General features: G+C 42.9%; 19 protein-coding genes. 5 read left to right on the forward strand and 14 right to left on the reverse strand.

Features of this window, described 5'->3' with window-relative positions:
• Positions 1–15 precede the first annotated feature (15 nt).
• A complete protein-coding gene (locus ACFVTB_RS01715; protein ID WP_387744200.1) occupies positions 16–1,518 on the reverse strand; it encodes a spore germination protein in 1,503 nt (500 codons plus the stop codon).
• Between the two features lie 222 nt (positions 1,519–1,740).
• Here ACFVTB_RS01715 and ACFVTB_RS01720 point away from each other — a divergent pair, with 222 nt between their 5' ends.
• A complete protein-coding gene (locus ACFVTB_RS01720; protein WP_387744203.1) occupies positions 1,741–2,604 on the forward strand; it encodes an alpha/beta fold hydrolase in 864 nt (287 codons plus the stop codon).
• A gap of 139 nt (positions 2,605–2,743) precedes the next feature.
• Here the strand turns inward: ACFVTB_RS01720 and ACFVTB_RS01725 are convergent, their stop codons facing one another.
• The 11 genes from ACFVTB_RS01725 to ACFVTB_RS01775 form a co-directional block, all read right to left on the reverse strand.
• A complete protein-coding gene (locus ACFVTB_RS01725; protein ID WP_387744206.1) occupies positions 2,744–4,513 on the reverse strand; it encodes a methyl-accepting chemotaxis protein in 1,770 nt (589 codons plus the stop codon).
• Between the two features lie 107 nt (positions 4,514–4,620).
• Entirely contained in the window at positions 4,621–5,082 is a 462-nt protein-coding gene (locus ACFVTB_RS01730; RefSeq protein ID WP_387744209.1) for a DinB family protein, read from the reverse strand.
• Positions 5,083–5,139: 57 nt separating this feature from the next.
• The gene (gene msrA / locus ACFVTB_RS01735; RefSeq protein WP_387744906.1) at positions 5,140–6,159 is read right to left on the reverse strand and encodes a peptide-methionine (S)-S-oxide reductase MsrA; all 1,020 of its coding nucleotides are present in this window, start codon (positions 6,157–6,159) and stop codon (positions 5,140–5,142) included.
• Positions 6,160–6,515: 356 nt separating this feature from the next.
• On the reverse strand, positions 6,516–7,178 hold the full coding sequence (locus ACFVTB_RS01740) for a response regulator (protein ID WP_387744212.1): 663 nt from the start codon (positions 7,176–7,178) through the stop codon (positions 6,516–6,518).
• Positions 7,159–8,400: a histidine kinase gene (locus tag ACFVTB_RS01745; protein WP_387744215.1), complete on the reverse strand. Its 1,242-nt coding sequence runs from the start codon at positions 8,398–8,400 to the stop codon at positions 7,159–7,161. Before ACFVTB_RS01745 ends, ACFVTB_RS01740 begins: the two co-directional genes overlap by 20 nt.
• 183 nt (positions 8,401–8,583) lie before the next feature.
• The gene (locus ACFVTB_RS01750) at positions 8,584–9,132 is read right to left on the reverse strand and encodes a hypothetical protein (RefSeq protein WP_387744217.1); all 549 of its coding nucleotides are present in this window, start codon (positions 9,130–9,132) and stop codon (positions 8,584–8,586) included.
• Between the two features lie 44 nt (positions 9,133–9,176).
• Entirely contained in the window at positions 9,177–9,791 is a 615-nt protein-coding gene (locus tag ACFVTB_RS01755; protein ID WP_387744220.1) for a cysteine hydrolase family protein, read from the reverse strand.
• Positions 9,792–10,123: 332 nt separating this feature from the next.
• Positions 10,124–11,113 (reverse strand): aminoglycoside phosphotransferase family protein, encoded by a 990-nt coding sequence (locus ACFVTB_RS01760; RefSeq protein ID WP_387744909.1) that lies wholly within the window; start codon positions 11,111–11,113, stop codon positions 10,124–10,126.
• A 570-nt stretch (positions 11,114–11,683) separates the two neighbouring features.
• Positions 11,684–12,109, reverse strand: coding sequence for a hypothetical protein (locus ACFVTB_RS01765; RefSeq protein ID WP_387744223.1), 426 nt, complete (start codon positions 12,107–12,109; stop codon positions 11,684–11,686).
• Positions 12,110–12,124: 15 nt separating this feature from the next.
• Complete coding sequence (locus ACFVTB_RS01770; RefSeq protein WP_387744226.1) at positions 12,125–12,460, reverse strand: hypothetical protein; 336 nt, start codon at positions 12,458–12,460, stop codon at positions 12,125–12,127.
• Between the two features lie 44 nt (positions 12,461–12,504).
• Positions 12,505–12,792, reverse strand: coding sequence for a TetR/AcrR family transcriptional regulator (locus ACFVTB_RS01775; protein ID WP_387744228.1), 288 nt, complete (start codon positions 12,790–12,792; stop codon positions 12,505–12,507).
• 118 nt (positions 12,793–12,910) lie between these two features.
• Here ACFVTB_RS01775 and ACFVTB_RS01780 point away from each other — a divergent pair, with 118 nt between their 5' ends.
• On the forward strand, positions 12,911–13,756 hold the full coding sequence (locus tag ACFVTB_RS01780; protein ID WP_387744231.1) for an SDR family NAD(P)-dependent oxidoreductase: 846 nt from the start codon (positions 12,911–12,913) through the stop codon (positions 13,754–13,756).
• Positions 13,757–13,898: 142 nt separating this feature from the next.
• Here the strand turns inward: ACFVTB_RS01780 and ACFVTB_RS01785 are convergent, their stop codons facing one another.
• On the reverse strand, positions 13,899–14,480 hold the full coding sequence (locus ACFVTB_RS01785) for an NAD(P)H-dependent oxidoreductase (protein WP_387744234.1): 582 nt from the start codon (positions 14,478–14,480) through the stop codon (positions 13,899–13,901).
• Positions 14,481–14,558: 78 nt separating this feature from the next.
• Between ACFVTB_RS01785 and pdxR the strand changes: the two genes are divergently transcribed.
• The 3 genes from pdxR to ACFVTB_RS01800 all read left to right on the forward strand — a co-directional run bounded on the left by pdxR (position 14,559) and on the right by ACFVTB_RS01800 (position 17,930).
• On the forward strand, positions 14,559–16,055 hold the full coding sequence (pdxR, locus tag ACFVTB_RS01790; RefSeq protein WP_387744237.1) for a MocR-like pyridoxine biosynthesis transcription factor PdxR: 1,497 nt from the start codon (positions 14,559–14,561) through the stop codon (positions 16,053–16,055).
• Positions 16,056–16,368: 313 nt separating this feature from the next.
• Positions 16,369–16,734 carry a YmaF family protein gene (locus ACFVTB_RS01795; protein ID WP_387744240.1) on the forward strand — a complete coding sequence of 122 codons (366 nt, stop codon included), beginning with the start codon at positions 16,369–16,371 and terminating at the stop codon, positions 16,732–16,734.
• 188 nt (positions 16,735–16,922) lie between these two features.
• The gene (locus tag ACFVTB_RS01800) at positions 16,923–17,930 is read left to right on the forward strand and encodes an acrylyl-CoA reductase family protein (protein WP_387744242.1); all 1,008 of its coding nucleotides are present in this window, start codon (positions 16,923–16,925) and stop codon (positions 17,928–17,930) included.
• A gap of 98 nt (positions 17,931–18,028) precedes the next feature.
• Here ACFVTB_RS01800 and ACFVTB_RS01805 read toward each other — a convergent pair whose 3' ends face one another.
• A complete protein-coding gene (locus tag ACFVTB_RS01805) occupies positions 18,029–18,430 on the reverse strand; it encodes a hypothetical protein (RefSeq protein ID WP_387744245.1) in 402 nt (133 codons plus the stop codon).
• Positions 18,431–18,620 lie beyond the last annotated feature (190 nt).

Below are 18,620 nucleotides of genomic sequence, written 5' to 3' on the forward strand. Positions count from 1 at the left end.
TTATTCCTACTCCTCCTACACGCGCCGGAATTTCGCCCAAGCTGGTATTCTTATAAAAATATCCTTCATCGCTGGAAACTTAAGTGGAGCGACTGGAGAAAAATAAAGAACCCCAAATGAACGAAGAGAAGTCATGTGCAACACGATACCTAGTACTCCTAGAACAATGCCATAGAGACCCATTGCCCCCGCTAAGAATAACATTGGAAAACGAAGTAATCGAATCCCATTCGCAAAACTATATCGAGGAATTGTAAACATTGAAATTCCAGTAATGGAGACTATAATCACAACCGGGGCAGATATAAGACCTGCCTGGACCGCCGCTTGTCCAATTACTAGTCCTCCAACAATACTTATAGCTTGACCGATCTGTTTCGGCAAACGAATTCCAGCTTCTCGTAAGGCTTCAAATATGATCTCAATAAATAAAGCTTCAACCATCGCTGGAAAAGGGACTTCTTCCCTCGAAGCTGCAATTCTCAGCACAAGATTCGTGGGTATCATTTCCTGATGGAAGGTCGTAATAGCTACATATAGCGGAGGAGCAAAAATCGCAAAATTAATAAATATGAAACGAATCAATCGAACAAAAGTAGCGACTGGCCAACGTGTATAATAATCTTCACTTGCCTGAAGCCCTGTCCAAAAAGTCATCGGAACAACAAGAACAAATGGAGTAGTATCAACAAGAATGGCCACTTTTCCTTCCAGCAATTCAGCAACCACTACGTCTGGACGTTCTGTGCTATGAACTTGGGGGAATGGTGAATACGGTTGATCTTCAATACATTCTTCAATATAGGTTGCGTCAAGTACTCCGTCCAACTGAATGGAATTCAATCTTTTTCTAACTTCATCGACTAATTTTTCTTGAGCAGTGTCTTTTAAGTATGAAATGGCAATTCGAGTCTGTGAATGCCTTCCTACAGTAATAAATTCTACTTTTAATTTGGAAGTTTTGAGTCTGGTACGTATCAGACTGATGTTTGTAGAAATATGTTCAATGAAACCGTCCTTTGGACCGCGTATAACCGGCTCCGACGAAGGCTCATCAAGACTTCTTTTCGGTATATCTGGAATTGAGTAACTCATCACATTTTTGTTGCCTGGTATTAGAATTGCAACTTCCCCCTCTAATACGTTACGAACCAACTGTGTTACTTTTGTTGAACTGTCCGATACACAAATAGGGAGCATCTCACTTGTAAGCACTCCCTCTTCCTTTACAACTTTTTCATTTCTTAAGCTTGTCAGTATTGGTTTAATTACATACTCTTCAAGCATCTTTTTATCAATTATGTTGTCTATGTAGACAATTAGAAAATGATTATGGTGATTTACCTCCACCCTTCGAAATTGTACGTCAGAACAATCCTGAAACGTTTCTTTAAAAATTTTCTCGTTCTGATCAATATCCGAAGTAAACTCTCTTTCTAATTCTTCCTCCAGTTCAGTGCTTTTCGTTTTATTCAATTTTTCATTTTTTCTAAAATAGCCACGACTAAAACGACTCACTAAAACACCTCGATATTGTCAAATTTAATGATTTTATTTTGCCTAATGTAAGAAAAAAAATTCAGTCCAAGATTGCTTTGATGATTAGATATCTGAAATAAAGATATTTGATATCTGATTTCTGTATTATGCATGATAACAAGCAAGATGTATCATAATAGAAGGCAAAGCCATTTAGGTAGGACTGTGGAGACTAATCATAGTTAAATAGGAGGCAAAAATATGACGACTTATCATTCAATAGAGATCGAAGGTTTAGAAGTGTTTTATCGTAAAGCTGGTAATCCAGATAAACCAGTTATTTTATTGCTTCATGGATTTCCATCTGCTAGTCATATGTTCAGAGATCTAATACCCGTTTTGGAAGAAGATTATTATTTAATTGCTCCTGATTATCCAGGTTTCGGGAACACATCATCACCTGACAGAGAAGATTTTCAATATACGTTTGACCATATTACTGAGATTATTGAGTCTTTTATCGATAAGCTCATGCTGACTAAATATGCTTTATATGTCTTTGATTATGGAGCCCCTATTGGCTTTCGTATTGCCATGCATCGTCCAGAGCGTGTAACAGCAATAATAAGCCAAAACGGAAACATTTATCATGAAGGATTAGGTGAAAAATGGGCAGCACGACAAGAATATTGGAATAACCCTACTTTCGAAAAAAGAGAAAGTTATCGAACAGCATTTGCCCCAAACACGATCATGAATCAATACACTCAGGGGACAAAAGAGAACAGCGTTTCTCCAGATGGCTATACTCTTGATATTGCTTATATGTCACGAACAGGAAATGATGAAAAACAATTAGATTTAATTTTTGATTATCAAAGCAATGTAGGATTGTACTTGCAATTTCAAAAGTATCTCCAACAATATCAGCCGCCCTTATTGGCAGTATGGGGTGAGAATGATGTATCATTTATTCCGGAAGGTGCCAAAGCTTTTAAAAAGGATTTACCCGCAGCGGAGATTCATTTATTAGATACAGGGCACTTTGCATTAGAAACCCATGCGCTTGAAATTGGAGAGCTAATGCTTAGCTTTTTGAAAAATAACGGAATTCAAAGAGTCTAAAACAGGATGACTTTTTAGCTCATACAACGCGATAAAGCTGCCGGCTCAACTTGGACCGGCAGCTTTACTTTTTAAATTGCTAAATTACATTTCTTAATACTCGTACCAGCTTTAAATCAAGTTCCTCTCAGTTGCTACCCTACAGCTTGAACCGCTTCACGAGCAGAAGCATTTCATCGGATATCCGACTCATCGAGTCCGCTGATGCGGAGATTTCTTCCATAGCTGCGAGCTGGCCAGCTGTGGCGCTGGATATCGCTTGTGCCAGATCGTTGGAACGAATAGCCATGTGGTCGATCTCCTGCAGGGAAGCATTGAACTCTTGGGAGCTTGCGGAAATTTGTTCAGCCGCAGCAGAGGTCTCCTGTACGTGATACGCAGCACTGCGTGTTGCGAGCAGAATTCTTTGAAATGCCTCTCCGGAGCGCTGGATGGAATCAACGCCAGCCTGAACCTCTCGCTCGCCTTGCTCCATAGCAGTGGCAGCTTTATTAATATCGGCGAGAATTGTCTGAATCATCTCAGTAACCTCCATTGCAGATTTCCTAGAGCGCTCCGCCAGCTTCCTGATCTCATCCGCAACAACTGCAAAACCTTTTCCCTCCTCACCAGCCCGTGCAGCCTCGATCGCTGCATTCAACGCCAGCAGATTGGTTTGCGACGAAATGGTCGTCATCGCCTCAATGATCTCGCCAATCTGATGCGACCGCTCGTTCAACTGATTGACGATCAGTGAGAGGTCTCCCACCGTTGTAGATACGGCAAGCATTTGCTCTGCTGACTGTGCGATCATCCTGTTTCCGTTCTCGGCATGGCTTAAGGTAGCCTGTGAAGCCTCAAAGGCTGTCGATGAGGTGGATGCGATGCGATGTGCGCTGGCTGACAGTTCCTCCATAGCATAGGTGCTTTCTTGCAGACTACTTTTTTGCGTTTCATTACTGAAGGCCACTTCTTGTGCGGATGCGGAAATTCGGTCTGTGGCCGCTGTCGTCTCCCCGAAGGTTGCGGACAAATCACTAGAGGCGGATGACAGGGCATCAGCATGGGACAGCAGCCCCTGCGTGAGCTCTCTTAATCGGCTGTGCATGATCTGGAAGGAGGCATACAGGTCACCAATTTCATCCCGGCTATGTATGGCATTCACTTTCTGTGACAAGTCGCCCGAGGCAACCTGTTTGGCTTGCTGTGTCAACTGGATAATCGGTCTAGTAAGCCGCATCGCAAACAGGATAACGATAATACCGCCGACTGCAATAGAGCTGAGCAGCGTATATACAGTACCTTGTACAATATGCTGCTGCCCTGCGTTATAATCCTTGATATATGAACCAGCTACAATTGTCCATCCCCAGTTTGGTTCCCTCAGCGAATAGGCTATTTTCATCGCGTTTGCCTTCGAGTCTGGCAGCGGCCACCTGTATACGGTAACTCCACCACCCGGCTTCTGCGCCTTCTGTAGCATATCCCGGATATGATAAAACCCGTCAATTGTCTGCTTGTCCCAGAAACTCTCCCCTTCCTGTGTCGGATGGGCAATCAAATCACCCTGGTCGTTTAAAATAAAAAAATACCCGTGCTTGCCAATATCTATACTTGTGTTGATTGTACGTGTACCGTCCGGCTGTATGGGTCCAAGAAGCAATTGCTTCATCTTCTCCTGTGCCTCTTCCTGGCGTAATGTTCCTTTTTTTACAGCATAATCGAGCGAAACGATAAGTTCCGCAGCCATATGAACCGTGTTTCGAAGATTAGTCTCTGTCTGCACGTCACTTTCACGTGCTGAAACCCAGATGCTTATGCTTCCTACAAGCAATGCCGGAATGATCAGGATTGCGAATGAGATGACAAGCAATTTATTCCGGATAGTGAATCGCCATTGTCTTGTCTTTGGTTTTGTTAGTATTTTCATGTAGTTATCCCCCGTAAAGTCCCTTATAGACCTTGCCTCATATGGATGATCAAAAACAGCAGTCCAAAGTCCCCTTTGAACTGCTGGCATGGATTATAATAAGAAGTTTATTTCAATGTCTTCAGCATGGCAGTAACAAAACCAATGTGATCGGTCGCATGCAATACCGTGGATAGAATCAGTTCGCCAAACGTCTCGGCTTTCAAAAAGTTATCCTTTACCCGTGCGTCCAACTTGTTCTCCAGCAGTATTCGAATTTCATCTGGCTGCTTCCTTAATTGGTCAATCAGTATTTCCCATGCAGGCGGTTCGCCTTCCCAGTCGGCAGGCTTCGTTCCATAAGCGAAAAAATACTGGTAAATTGCAGGAAGCGTCTTATTCAGTGCGAATTCCGAAAGGCCGAATACATGGAATTCTGTCACAGTAAGCACATGACCAACATGCCAATGAATGCTGTTCTTGAAGCCTTTCGGTACAAGATTACGCTTGTCCTCCGGACATTGAGCAACCAACTCTACGAATTGATTGTGACGATTCTTTAAAATATCGAAAATAAAATCTGTTCTCATGTTTTATGCCTCCTCATAATAGTTAACCTGTGTTGTGGTCACCCTCATTTGTCTCTGTTAGTCAAATTGTACGGTATACACGCCGTAGCCATTGGCTTCAAGTTCATCTTTCGGAATGAACTTTAAAGCTGCCGAGTTGATGCAATATCTAAGCCCTGTAGGCCCAGGACCATCCTCAAACAAATCACCTAAGAAGGAATTGGCATCTCGACTTCTGACCTGAGTTATCGTCCAGAACAAGCTGCCTTTTTCTTTAAGCACAACGTGCTCCTTGTCTAACGGCTGTGTGAAGCTAGGCCAACCTGTTCCGGCATCGAATTTGTCTTTGGAGCTGAACAGCGGCTCACCGGAAACAATGTCCACGTATATACCTTCTTGCTCATTAGCCCAATATTCATTCTTGAACGGAGGCTCATCTGCGTTTTTCTGAGTCACATCGTATTGAAGAGGAGTCAATGATTTCAGCCTCTCCGCTTTGTTGAAGACCTTTTCGTTGTCCACTGGATTTGCTACAGTTATTGCCTGGTCAGTTCCCCAGGTACGCTTCAAAAAGGCATCCCTCCCCGAAACGATCTGGGCAAGCTTGAAAAGGAATGGTTTTTTCTTATAGTAGTCCTGATGCTCGTCTTCCGCCAGGTAGAATTTTGTTGCAGCGACAACCTCGGTTACAATCGACTTGTCGAATTTTCCGGAGGCAGCAAGTGCATATCTAGAAGCTTCAGCGACGGCTTTTTGCTCCTTGCTTTTGTAGAACACAGCTGTGTGATACTGGGGGCCGATGTTGTCAAACTGGCCGTTTGCATTTGTAGGGTCAATGCTGCGCCAGAACACCTGGAGCAGCTTGTCATACGAGATCTGGCTCGGATCATATCGGATTTCTATAGATTCGAGATGTCCGGTATCTCCTGAGGACACTTCATTATAGGTCGGATTCAGGGTATGCCCACCGGTATAACCAGTCGACACGTTCAGGACGCCATTAAGGTCCTCAAAGTAAGGCTGGAACTGCCAGAAACAGCCTCCTGCAAAAACTGCGGTTTCATATGTTGCTGCGGAACCCGCATGAGCGATATTCATAGATTTATGTCCCTCCATCATCATTGTGGGTTTTATAGGTGCATTGAAGAAGTAATAGACCATGACAACAGCAAGAGCAACAGGTAATAAGAAATATCGAGGATTTTTGAATTTCAATTCAGCTACCTCCTTATAATTGGGCGATTTGAAACAAATACTACTTTAGTCTTTTCTAGAAAGGATTAGATCGGTTTGGGATCAGGGATATCTTCCCTCACATTTCTTATTCTGAATTTTAACAAGAAAAAACCCGCAACAAATGTGCGGGTTGTCATGAATTTCATGCAATCTTACCTGTTTTTTTAACGATCTGACAGGAGAATTTTCATCCCCCTGCCAAAAGTCATGCTATCCGGTTACTTAAAGTGACGGACCGAGAATACCGCCGCCTGCGTTCGGTCGCGTAGCCCGAGCTTTGCCATCAGACTGGATACATGGTTTTTGACCGTCCCTTCTGAAATAAACAGCTGGTCGGCAATTTCCTTATTATTCAGGCCATGTCCCAATAAAGCCAGAATCTCCTTTTCCCGATCTGTCAGACTTCCAAGCGTTTTATCGTCATTCGCATTCTGCAGTGGGGTCTGCATGGACGGGGCTGCCGGCATCTTCTTCAATTCCTTCAGTAGCATGGCCGTAATATCAGGCTGAAGTACTGACCCTCCATTGTATACTGTCTGAATGGCGCTGACGATAGCCTCGGAAGGCATATCCTTCAGTAAGTAGCCGTGTACACCCTTCTCCAATACTTGTAGAATAAGCTCGGCGTCATCGAATGTGGTTAAAATCAATACTTTCGTCTCGGGGAAATGTCTGAGAATCAGTTCAGCGCCTTCCACTCCGTCCATGCCTGGCATACGAATATCCATTAAAACAACATCCGGCCGCAGTTCTGTTACTTTAGCATACGCATCTCGTCCGTCGACGGCCGTTCCAACCACTTCCATACCAGGCTCTAAATTGAGGATGGTCGCCAGACCCTCCCGCATGAGCCGCTGATCGTCAACTACCAGGACTCTCATAGAGCGCTACCCCCGTTTCTGTATTTGGATAAGGAATGTTCGCCTGTACCGCAAACCGCATAAGGTCATCCTTCCCGAAGGATACTCGGCCATTCCATTCCTTTACCCTCTCTTGCAGATTCAATAATCCGAAGCCCGGCTTAATTGCATCTGGCACGTCACCATCGTTACTGACGCACAGCGAGAAACCGCCTTCCGAATAAACAATCTGAATGCGTGCATGTTCTGCATCGGCGTGCTTCTTGGCATTCGTGAGCGATTCCTGTACGATGCGGTATGCAGCAAGCTGAAGCTCGCCCGGCAGCGGCACAGCGCTGCCTTCGACCTCAAAACGGGTCGCAACCTGCGCAAATTTCGTGAATTCCGCCGATAGCTTATCCAAACTTTCATGCAAAAACATCGATTGGACGGGTTCATCCCTAATCGTCCGTACTGCAAGACGGACCTCTTGAAGAGCAGAGCGTACCAAATCCTCGCATTCCAGATAAACACTCTCGCTTCGCTCGGCATCTATATGGCTCAGCTTGCGCGCAGCCTGCATTTGCACAATTAGGCTCGTCAACGTATGGCCGACCGTATCATGAATATCGCGGGAAATCCGTACACGCTCCCTAGAGGCTGCCCATTCTTCTGCTTTGATTGCATACTCCTGAAGGCGCTCATGAGACTCCATCAACTGTTCGTATAAATTGAGTGTATCCTTGCGCGCCTTCTGATAGAAATGGATCAGCGTGCTGACAATGCCCGCGAATATAATGAATGAGCAGGTAATGAAGTAGCTCATGCTGTCAAACTGCTTATACAAATACCAATCTACACTGCCCATCGTTACCAGGTAGAGGATCAGCAAAAAAATACAAGTGATAATAAGCATGCGGAAATTATTAAAAAACATGAGAATTGCCAATGCCGTGATCCCGACAAACAGTTGATTCGGGAAATGTCCGCCGATAAAAATGTAACCATAAGCTGCGGATACCAGAAAATCCAGGATTAGCAGGTGAAACAGCCATTTTTTTCGCTTCTCTGCTCTGGAATAGAACAGATTAACGAGTAGGAATACTGCAACCGAAAATACGAGAAAGCTAAATCGCCAAAAGGCCTCAATTGACGTCTCGAAATAAAAAACACTGGAGACGAGCAAGCCCAATATGAGCTTGAGCCCGAAAAAGAGCTTCCAGGAAAGAGGGCCTCCTTTTATGAATTTCTCATCTTGTTGCATTGAGGTTTTCCTTCCCTTCATCAAGGCATAATTTCATTATCATGACGATTATAACATAAATTTTCCTCACTTGATGATGAGTGAAGGTATGTGAACGTGCAAAAAGACTGTTCTCATTACCCCTGATCAGAGTTAGATGACAGTCTTTTTACGATCCTCTTATGATTCTAAACTCCTAATATCTTATGCACTGCCCCCACGTGCAGCGCGTGCAATGCTTTCTGCGAAAAGTGGCGCCTCTCGTCTGTTATGATCTTCCGATATTTTTTGTCGGGACGCGGACGCCTGCTCAAAGGTAAGTCCCTGATTCTCAAAAATACTCAATAAATGTTCCGATGGGTGGGTCACCACGAAATTCGTAAATTCGGTTTGATCGGCGTTTACGGGTTTTACGCTTAGCTCCCAAATCACTTTCATTTGAGTTCGCTGTTCGTTCGTAATAAAGATATCAGTTGTAGAGACCATCCGGCATTTATGCTTTTCGACGATCTCTCCGACATAATGCTGGATTGAGAGACTGGTGCCGATTTTTTCCACGTTTATCGACATTGGTCGTCCGTCTTCCGTCGTGGTTGTTCCTACGGCAATATGGTCCGGGGGACAGCAACGTTGATATTCGGCCTCGGAAAGCGAAAACATCCATTGTCCGATATCGACTTTTTCCACCGGAACATCGATGATGTGACTAAAGCTCGATTTTGCGAGAGTTAGGTCTTCGCGCATCTTGGACATAAATAAGCCTCCACTTTATAGTGATGTTTTCACCGTTAACTCGTTTACAGTTGAGCGAGAAGTTCTTCCGTTGTTAATATAGCGTGAGCAAACGTAGGCCCATTAACGTCATGCGCCGAGTGCATAGCCTCTTTACTATAAGCGGCTGTGGCATCTTTAACCAGAGTAACATGGTAACCCAGCTCCGAGCCGAAGCGTGCGGTCGCTTCGATGCAAGTATTGGCTAACAAACCAATAACAATTATCTTTTGTAAGCCATGCATTTTCAGTTGATGATCCAAGTCCGTGTTCGCAAATCCGCTGCTAGACCAATGCTCTTTGATAATCACGTCGCCCTTTTGAGGTTGAAAATCGGGATGGAATTCCCCGCCCCAAGTACCTTTTGCAAATATTTGTGATTTTTTGGCTCTGACTTGATTAGGATTTGGATACAACCAAGTATCGAAATCATCCGGTTCAGATCGGTGATGGGGAACATAAAAAACACGGATACCGACTGTTCGAATCCTATCAACAATCGTTTTTAGATGTTCGAGCAGGTTTACGGATTCCGATATTTCTTTGTGACGAGGATAAGCTTTACCTTCCGGAGATAAGAAATCATTATAGGGGTCAACCAATAATAAGCCCGTAATTCCTTTATCGTAGTTGTTTGTCATTAAGTAACATTCCTCATTTTCCTGTTGGAAGTTAATTTCGTTATAGGTTTGGACAATTGACCATCCTTTATGCAAAATATCGAATTGGAGAGTGATTTTTCTCGCGAAATTACAGCTCGTCGGATTTTTTCCACCGCTTTCGAGTGCTCCCGATCATCCATAGCAATAGTGGAATGCCGAATACAGTGTTTTTATGCCAAGTAATAAAGAGGGTTTTCTGCTAGGTTTTCATGTTTGATTCGAGAAAATATATCGTTAAAACAAAAAAAAGCCGCAACTATGCGACTTTAAACATTGTATGTTCTTGTCCCTCGACATTTTTGTCAGAGGAATCATTGTTCATTCCTCAACTCATAGATTTTTTGCAAGGTTTGAATGTGCAACGTTCTTTCATCATCCGTTTCTTGGAGTTTGTTACCCGATCCTCCGTCCATATACCACTCTACAAGCCTGTATCCGAACATTAGAAGAATCATCTCATAAACGCAGTTATCCGTTATGTGTGAAATATCAGCATATTCCGAAAAGCCCTTGTGATACGCCGGGATACATCTACGGTAGTATTCTACCATGTGTTCAATATCGGCTTCGTCCGCGATAAGACTTGCCAAATCTTCACCTAAATAGCCCCACCCCGCGGTATCCCAATCGATGGCAATGATTTTACCATCTGAATAGAATAGGTTTGCCACCCAAAAATCCCTGTGGCACAGCACGATGGGCAGCTTTTCAACACGGTTGAATATTTCGTCTGCACTTTCATCAATGTCGATAAGCATTTTACATATGTGTTTCGGAATTTCGCAATCATCGGAGCGAATGTAATCGTATACTCTGTTCCATGACCGATAATGAAGATAGAAATTCTTCATATACTCCACTTTGCTCAGGTTGGTCAGGTTTTGTAAAAAAGCCGGCTGCTCGGCATACAACTTGCCTTGGAACCTTCCTAATTCCTCGGCTGCGCGTTCATACATATCACCAGTCAAGTCTAAACCCGATATGCCCCCGTCCATGTATTCCATCCAAATCTGTATTTCGTTTTCTTCTTCATTCATCTCGACGTGATAACATTCAGGCCAACGGAATGATTCGGAGAACAGAGCGCCGAAATTGGACTTATAAAGATCATATTCCCTACGCCATGAATCGGGATCGCCGTAGCGTTCGAATTTCTTCTGCACTTTAGAAACGATTTTAAAGGGTAATTTCCCGCCGTCAGTGGTTTGGGCAGTGCCCGTTACAAGCTGCACATCACCCACTGTACCGCCATGTAATTGTTCGGTTTGAGAATCGACGAAGATTATTGTTGTACCCACCATTTTACTTAAAACCTGTATCAGAGTTTCTGCTTTTATTTCTCTCAATATGAAGTCCCCCAATCGTTTTTTTAACATCGTTTAGACATAAAAATACCGCGAACAAGCAGCCTCCTAAGAAGCTGCTGTTTCGCGGCGAAAAGCCAAAAAGTTGGCTTATAATCAAAAAGGGATACGAACTTCATCGTATCCCGCTAACAGCAGTATTCACGAAAGGTTACTGTTTACGGCACAGCGAAATATACGGGTGATATTCCCGTTTTCTCTCATTCCAAGCTATAATCACAGATTGGAAATTACTATGCCCGATATTCGGTTAAGTTAAAACCACCAATACCATATAAGCAGTCATTTAAAACCTCTCCCATCGCAGAAAAGCAAAAATACAATTCACTCTTCCAGTTAAGCATAACCCTTTGTAATAAATCAATAGAAGATTCCAAAATAAGAAAAATTTATCGGACCGCTACCTATCGTTATTACAAAATAAGCAACCATGGCAAGATAGAATAACTTTATGCTTAGAACATTGAGGGAAACCATACGGAATTGTAGGTTCCTCATCTAACTCGTCTATGTCGACCAATAAATATAATGGCTTTCATCTACAAATTCTTCTTTAAAATTGTTTATTAATAAACGCATATGATTTAAATTCCTTACTACTATGTCCTCATTTGGGATGTAATTTAATTGTTCCCATCTGTGTTTGTTTATTGCACCATCAATCACAGACAACAAAAATCTTTTTAATTCGTTAAAATCTCTTTTCATCCAAGGCATCTCACTAATGCTAAATCCTACAGTCCCAATACCTACAACGGATTGATCCCGTTGATTCAACCAAACAATAAATTCTTTCTCTCTTTCTGTTACCGCTAAGTCAGAACCACTTAGTGCCAGTACTTCTAAAAGAACACTAGTGGCTGTATTGGACATAGAGAGTGACTCAACAATGTTTTCATCGTAATTGTCAGATAACCAAATCGTGTTACCCATATAAACGATCACCTCTTACTCCAAAATCAAATAATGAAAACCATTAAGAACGAATAAGGCAACCTTCTTGGCAATACCCTCTTTGTCTAAAGCTGTATTCCCAGAAGCCCATTGAGATGCACCTTCATGAATCATCTGAGCAATGATAGCTGAGTAAAGAACTACTTCATCTTCAGAACAATGAGAGTGTAAGGCTTTCAACAAATAAGCTTTTAATTCCGAGATAGCTCTGTCTTGCAATTGCGGCACAACCAAGGTTATATAGCTTATGCGGCAATCGACATTTGGCTGTTGATAGAAATCGCATATTGCCAAGACAAGTTGAATAAGGCTCTCTTGATTGAATGCCACTTTGCCTTTCGTTCGATTTAAGATAGCAGTCGAGACCGTATCTCCTACGAGATAGTCCAATAATCATATTTATCATTAAAGTGCGCATAGAAAGTAGCTCGATTCACTTGAGCCCCTTCTGTTAGATCCGCAATTGTTATTTTATCAAAGTCCTTTTCATTTATTAGTTTAATAAAAGCATCAATCAAAGACTGCTTTGTTCGAGTCATCCTTAGATTTCTGACTTTTGTCCCCACTTCATTCACCTCTTCATTCGCCTGTTCAGCCCAGCTCGACAATTTTTCATTAATGTTGCTATAGCGACATCCCCGTCTTATTGTTGGTTGTTCCACTCACCTATTGGTTGTATATTCGTTAAAGCAACACACGTTTATTTAATATATCACATTTAAGGAGTTCATGAAGGATTATAGATCGGCCTACAACAAAATAGACTGGGAGGTAAAGATAATGAAAACAATACTGGTTACAGGCGGAACAGATGGAATCGGGAAAGGGGTAGCTTCTCATTATTTAAAAAAGGGCTATCGAGTAATGGTTGTAGGCAGTTCAATAGCTAAAGGCAAGCTATTCTTAAACGAAGCGAAACAATTAGGAGCAGAAGATCGAACGATATTTCTTCAAGCGAATTTGAGTTTAGTTAAAGAGAACCTGCGTATGATTGAGGAAATAAAGAACAAGGTTGAATCCCTCGATATGGTCGTGTTCTCTGCAACCAGTCACACGATTAAAAAAGAATATACGCAAACGCAAGAAGGATTTGAATTTAACTTCGCGTTGGCCTATTTAAGCAGATTTATTCTTAGTTTCGGACTGAAAGAAGTATTAGAAAAAGCTGAATCGCCCGTTATTGTTAACGTTTGTGCACCAGGCATGAAGGGTTCAGTTGATCTAAATGATATCCAAAACAAAAATAATTATAACGGCTCTAAAGCCGGATTTCATGGCAGCCGGTTAAATGATTTGCTTGGTGTTGCTTTTACGAACAAAGATACGGTTAAAAAGATCAAGTACGTTCTCTTCAATCCTTGGGCTGTAGCGACTGATGGTATGATGAATGCCATTAAAAATCCAGTCGCTAGGTTTTTCGCGAAGCAACTTGTCAAAATCGTCGGTAAACCGGTCGATAAAGCCGTCCTTCCGATTATAGAATTGATGGACAATCCTCCAAAGAATCATTTGACGGCTTATATTCAGCGAAAAGAAGTCAGTCTAACGAAGAAAACATTCGACAGAGAAAATGCTCTACAGCTTTATGGGAATACGATTAAATTACTGGAAGGAAAGATGAACTAATGATATAAAAATGGATCCAAATATAATGTCAAATTAACGCTAAGATGAATCATGGGGTTTTAAAAGCCCCTCGTCTTTTTTAGACGAAGGGCTTTTTCATTGTTTCTCTGAGCCTGAGACAATATACAAGCATGTACCACTGCTATACGAAATACTGCCGTACCATACTTTCTGCCTCTTCTAACCATGCCCTTCTATCCTCATACGTGCTGTCCGCAATAACACGGAATACTTTCCGCTCCACATTTTCAATGCCGCAGTAATGCAGCACGCAATTTTTCCATATCATCTCAAGCGGGTCTTGAAATACGGTCTGTTCGCGTTCAAGCGGTGTGTTGGAGGTATTAATAATAAGCGCTTGCTTTGCGCGAAGCAGGCCAACAGGAACGCCGCTGCCGTTATCGTCTGGATCGAAGCCGTAAGCCACATCCTCTACGAGCACTTTGTCGATCCATCCCTTCAATATAGCGGGAGGCTGCCCCCACCAATTGGGATGCACAATGATAAGCCCGTCACAGCTTATAAGCTGGTCACGATGCATCTGCACCAGAACATCCTCTTGATCTGCCTTCTCGAACCTGTATACAGCATCAAACGCTTCTTCATAAAGATCATGGTACCATACTGAATGCCCCAACCTCTGCAAACCATCATGAATTCGCTCTGCGATGGCGTGGTTAAAGCTCCCCTTCTTGGGATGAGCTAGTATTAGCATGATTTGCATCTAATTTCCTCCTTCTTCCACAAGCTGTGATATAATTTCTAAAATGTAGCTAAACTTTGCTGTTTGGAGTGAACTCGCTTGATCTCAGAAATTCTGATTCGCATAGATAACGATGCTTCAGTTCCTTTATATAGACAGATCTACGAGCAGTTGCGGCATGCGATTATTACAGGCCTGCTTCCGCACAGGACTGCGCTCCCCCCTTCGCGAGTGCTTGCCGAACAGCTTGGTGTTTCCAGAACCGTTGTCTTGGAAGCATACAGCCAGTTGCAAAGTGAAGGTTTTATCCTATCGCAGCAAGGTGCCAAAACTTGCGTGAACGCACCACCCAAGCCAATTACAACACCATCCAATAAAGCTTGCGAGACTTATAACGGCGAGTTTAACGACAAGGTTCACGGATTGATGCAGCGAGCTGATCTGCCCTTATGGGCTTCGACTGCCAGTGTGCAACCCCGGCCAATCATTGATTTCAAGCACGGAATACCCGCTTGGGATCAATTTCCTATGGGGCAATGGGCGAAATGCCTCACGGAGGCTTGTCGGCAGTCCACCCCCGAACACTTGACCTATGCAGCCGCTGAAGGGTCATTTGCACTGAGAACAGCAATTGCAGCTTTATTGCGCCACACACGCTCCCTACATGCCGACCCGGACCATATAATAATTACAACTGGGGCCACACAAGCTCTAGATATTTTAACCCGGGTGCTGCTGCAAGAAGGAGATCAGGTCGTTATTGAGGATCCGGCGCATATCGTGCTGCGTGATCTTTTTGCCTATTCCGGTGCAGAAGTTATTCCCGTTCCTGTAGATCGCGATGGACTATGTGTGGAGCAAATCAATGAACGCACGACGAGGAAAGCAAAGCCGCCCAAGCTGGTCTATGTTACCCCATCTCACCAGTTTCCGGTTGGTGTCACCATGTCGCTTGCACGCCGCCTGCAATTGCTGGAATGGGCAAACACCCATCATGCACTAATCATTGAGGATGATTACGATAGTGAGTTTCGTTATGAGGGCAATAAACAATCTTCTCTCGCCGGGCTGCTCCCTGCCGGTAACGTCATTCATATCGGCAGCTTCAGCAAATCTCTGTTTCCATCATTGCGGCTCGGCTATGTCGTTCTTCCCCCTTATTTGAAGCCGGCATTTATGGCTGTAAAATGGATTACGGATCGGTTAAGTCCTGTTCTTGAGCAGGAAGCGCTGGCAAAATTCATTACAACAGGCAAATATGCTAGACATATTCACAAAATGAGCAGGATCTATGCTGCGCGGCGATCATGTTTGGTACATGTCTTGAAACAAGCTTTCGGAAAGCGGGTGACAGTCCATGGAGCTGAAGCTGGTCTTCATCTTATGATTGAATTGGAATCGGAACTGGACGTTCAACACATTCAGCGTGCAAGCCTGGCAGGAGGTATACAAATCTATCCGGCCACGGATTACTTTGCTCTACATAAGCCGGCTCGTCCTACAATCATCCTCGGCTATGCTAACCTTACTGAAGATCAGATTAGACAGGGCATTGACATTTTGTCACAAGCAGTTAATCTCTCTCCTTCCCGCTGATCCTTGTCTTGAATTTTAGCGTAGTTGGCAACTTCGGTTAATAACCAATTCGGCATTCATTTTGAATACCAATTCTTTCTACTCATGAAGAGTAAACCTAAGTCATATCGTCTCCTGCAATCAGCAGGAATATAGAAAAACGCAGCCGCAAGAATGGTTAAATCACCATACTTTGCAGGCTGCGTTTTTTTTCCTGACAGCGGTTGCCTACTATTATCTAACCCCTTGAATAAATCAATGAGGTAGCCTAGAACGGTTCGATCCTTTCCTTAATACCATGATGATAGTTCTATCATTAGGAGGTTTGCCAATTATGGTTAGAAAAAGAGCGATAATTAACAAAAAAGCAACGCCTTGGTGTAAGGTACAGCGACATGTTCATGAGTTTCAGGGTAGCACTCAGCTTGCTGAAGAAGGAAATGATCGTCATAATCACCGATTCGCAGGCGTTACTGGTCAGGCGATACCGAAGGGAAACAGCCATGTCCATGAAATTGACTTGACCAATACAGATTTCTTTAATCATTTTCACAAATTGAAAAAAATAACGACAGGTCCTGCTATCCGAGTCGGAAGAGGAAAGCATGTTCATTTTGTAAAAGGCCAGACGACCTTTAACGATGGTCATGTTCATCAATTTAAATTCTCGACCTTAATTCAGGCGCCTCTAATCAAGTAAGATTTTATCTGGTTTACAACAACATTTAAAAAGCAAAGAGAGCAATTTTGCCATTCTGGCAAACTGCTCTCTTAATTCTTGACACAATGCTACACAACTACATACAAAGCTCTCAACAGATAGGAAGTTGTTTAGTTAGAATAAATATTGTATAACATTGATATCTTTATGCATTGGAGGCCGCTCAAATGAATCAATACATCCCAGACACTTTTCAGGCACTCATAGTCAATAAGACGGATACCTCTTTTTCAGTTAATATTCAGCCTTTGACATTAGACGACCTCCCGCCCGGAGAAGTCGTTATCCAAGTAGCATACTCGAGTGTCAACTATAAGGATGGGTTAGCCAGTATTCCAGATGGTAAAATCGTCAAATCCTATCCTTTAGTTCCAGGAGTGGATCTTGCGGGTTATGTAGTCTCCTCTAACGATGACCGCTTCACTAAAGGGCAGCCTGTTATCGCTACCGGTTATCAGATTGGTGTTTCTCATTTTGGGGGCTTCAGTCAGTTTGCGCGTATTCCTGCTAATTGGATTGTCCCGCTTCCCGAAGGACTTACTTTAAAGGAAGCGATGATTTTGGGAACTGCTGGATTTACAGCCGCTTTATCTATTCAAAGTCTCGAAGCGAACGGTATTTCTCCTGAGCAAGGTAAAGTGCTTGTGACGGGAGCTACTGGCGGAGTAGGCGGAGCTGCAATAGCAATGCTAGCCAAACGTGGTTATTCTGTTAATGCTAGTACTGGAAATGCTAAGGCTGCAGATTACCTCAAAGAGCTAGGTGCCGAGGAAATCCTCTCCCGCGAAGATGTATTAGGGCAGTCTGATAAGCCATTAAACAAACAATTATGGCAAGCTGCTGTCGATTCGGTTGGAGGAGCTACGCTTGCCGCAATTCTGAGTCAGGTTGCTTACCGAGGTGCTGTAGCTGCAAGCGGTTTGACGGGAGGAGCATCCCTCCCTACTACGGTATTGCCCTTCATTCTGCGTGGAGTTAGTCTCTTGGGTATTGACTCCGTGTTCTGCGACAGTGATACTCGCGCCAAAACATGGAATCGAATGGCTGCTGATCTGAAACCTAATCATCTGGAGACTCTAATGGACCGAGAAGTAACTCTGCAAGAACTTCCTGATGCTTTGAAAGATATCTTGCAGTCACGAACCCTCGGTCGGATTCTAGTTGCTTTGAATTAATACTAATTATACGTCTCTGCGACCTATTATAATAAAAAATACAGCTTGCATGATGGTACTGATTTATTAATCGAGACCATAATTGCAAGCTGTTCTTTTTAATTAAATTGCTTTTCCTTCGTAATGATCTTATCCTTTGAAATCTTGTTGAAACGAACCATACTTTCTAATGAAATGAGATTATCATTAGCCGCATAAGAAGTCTGACCCACTACGATGTATTTCCCCCACTTTTTACGAACATCTAATGAAGTCGTTATATAATCGCCATGCTTCAAATCGGATCTGTAGAGAACGTACGTGTATTGCTCATCACTGTAGATACTGAAGTTTTCATTTAAAAAGTTGTTCTGCAAACTCATATAAACATGATTAATTAATTCATCCTTATCTATCTCTTCATGTTCTATTGGAAAACTGAGTTGTCTAACGAACAGAAGACCTATACACAGTACTGTAGAAAATAGGATAATCATTATTTTCTTATTTGTCTTTACCATCAACGTCCCCCATGGCGTTTTATAAGATAAGACGTGATAGTAAGACATTTTGTAACAATCCTGCCCGATCGTTTTATAAATTGCAGCTGATCATTTTGTCTGCTCTATTTTATTCTTACGAAATTCATTAGGCGTTCTTTTCTGATACCTTCAACACATCGCCATTGGTGGCTTTTCGGAACATTTTAAC

Origin of the sequence: Paenibacillus sp. NPDC058071, from assembly GCF_042885235.1 — a bacterium.
Taxonomy (GTDB): domain Bacteria; phylum Bacillota; class Bacilli; order Paenibacillales; family Paenibacillaceae; genus Pristimantibacillus.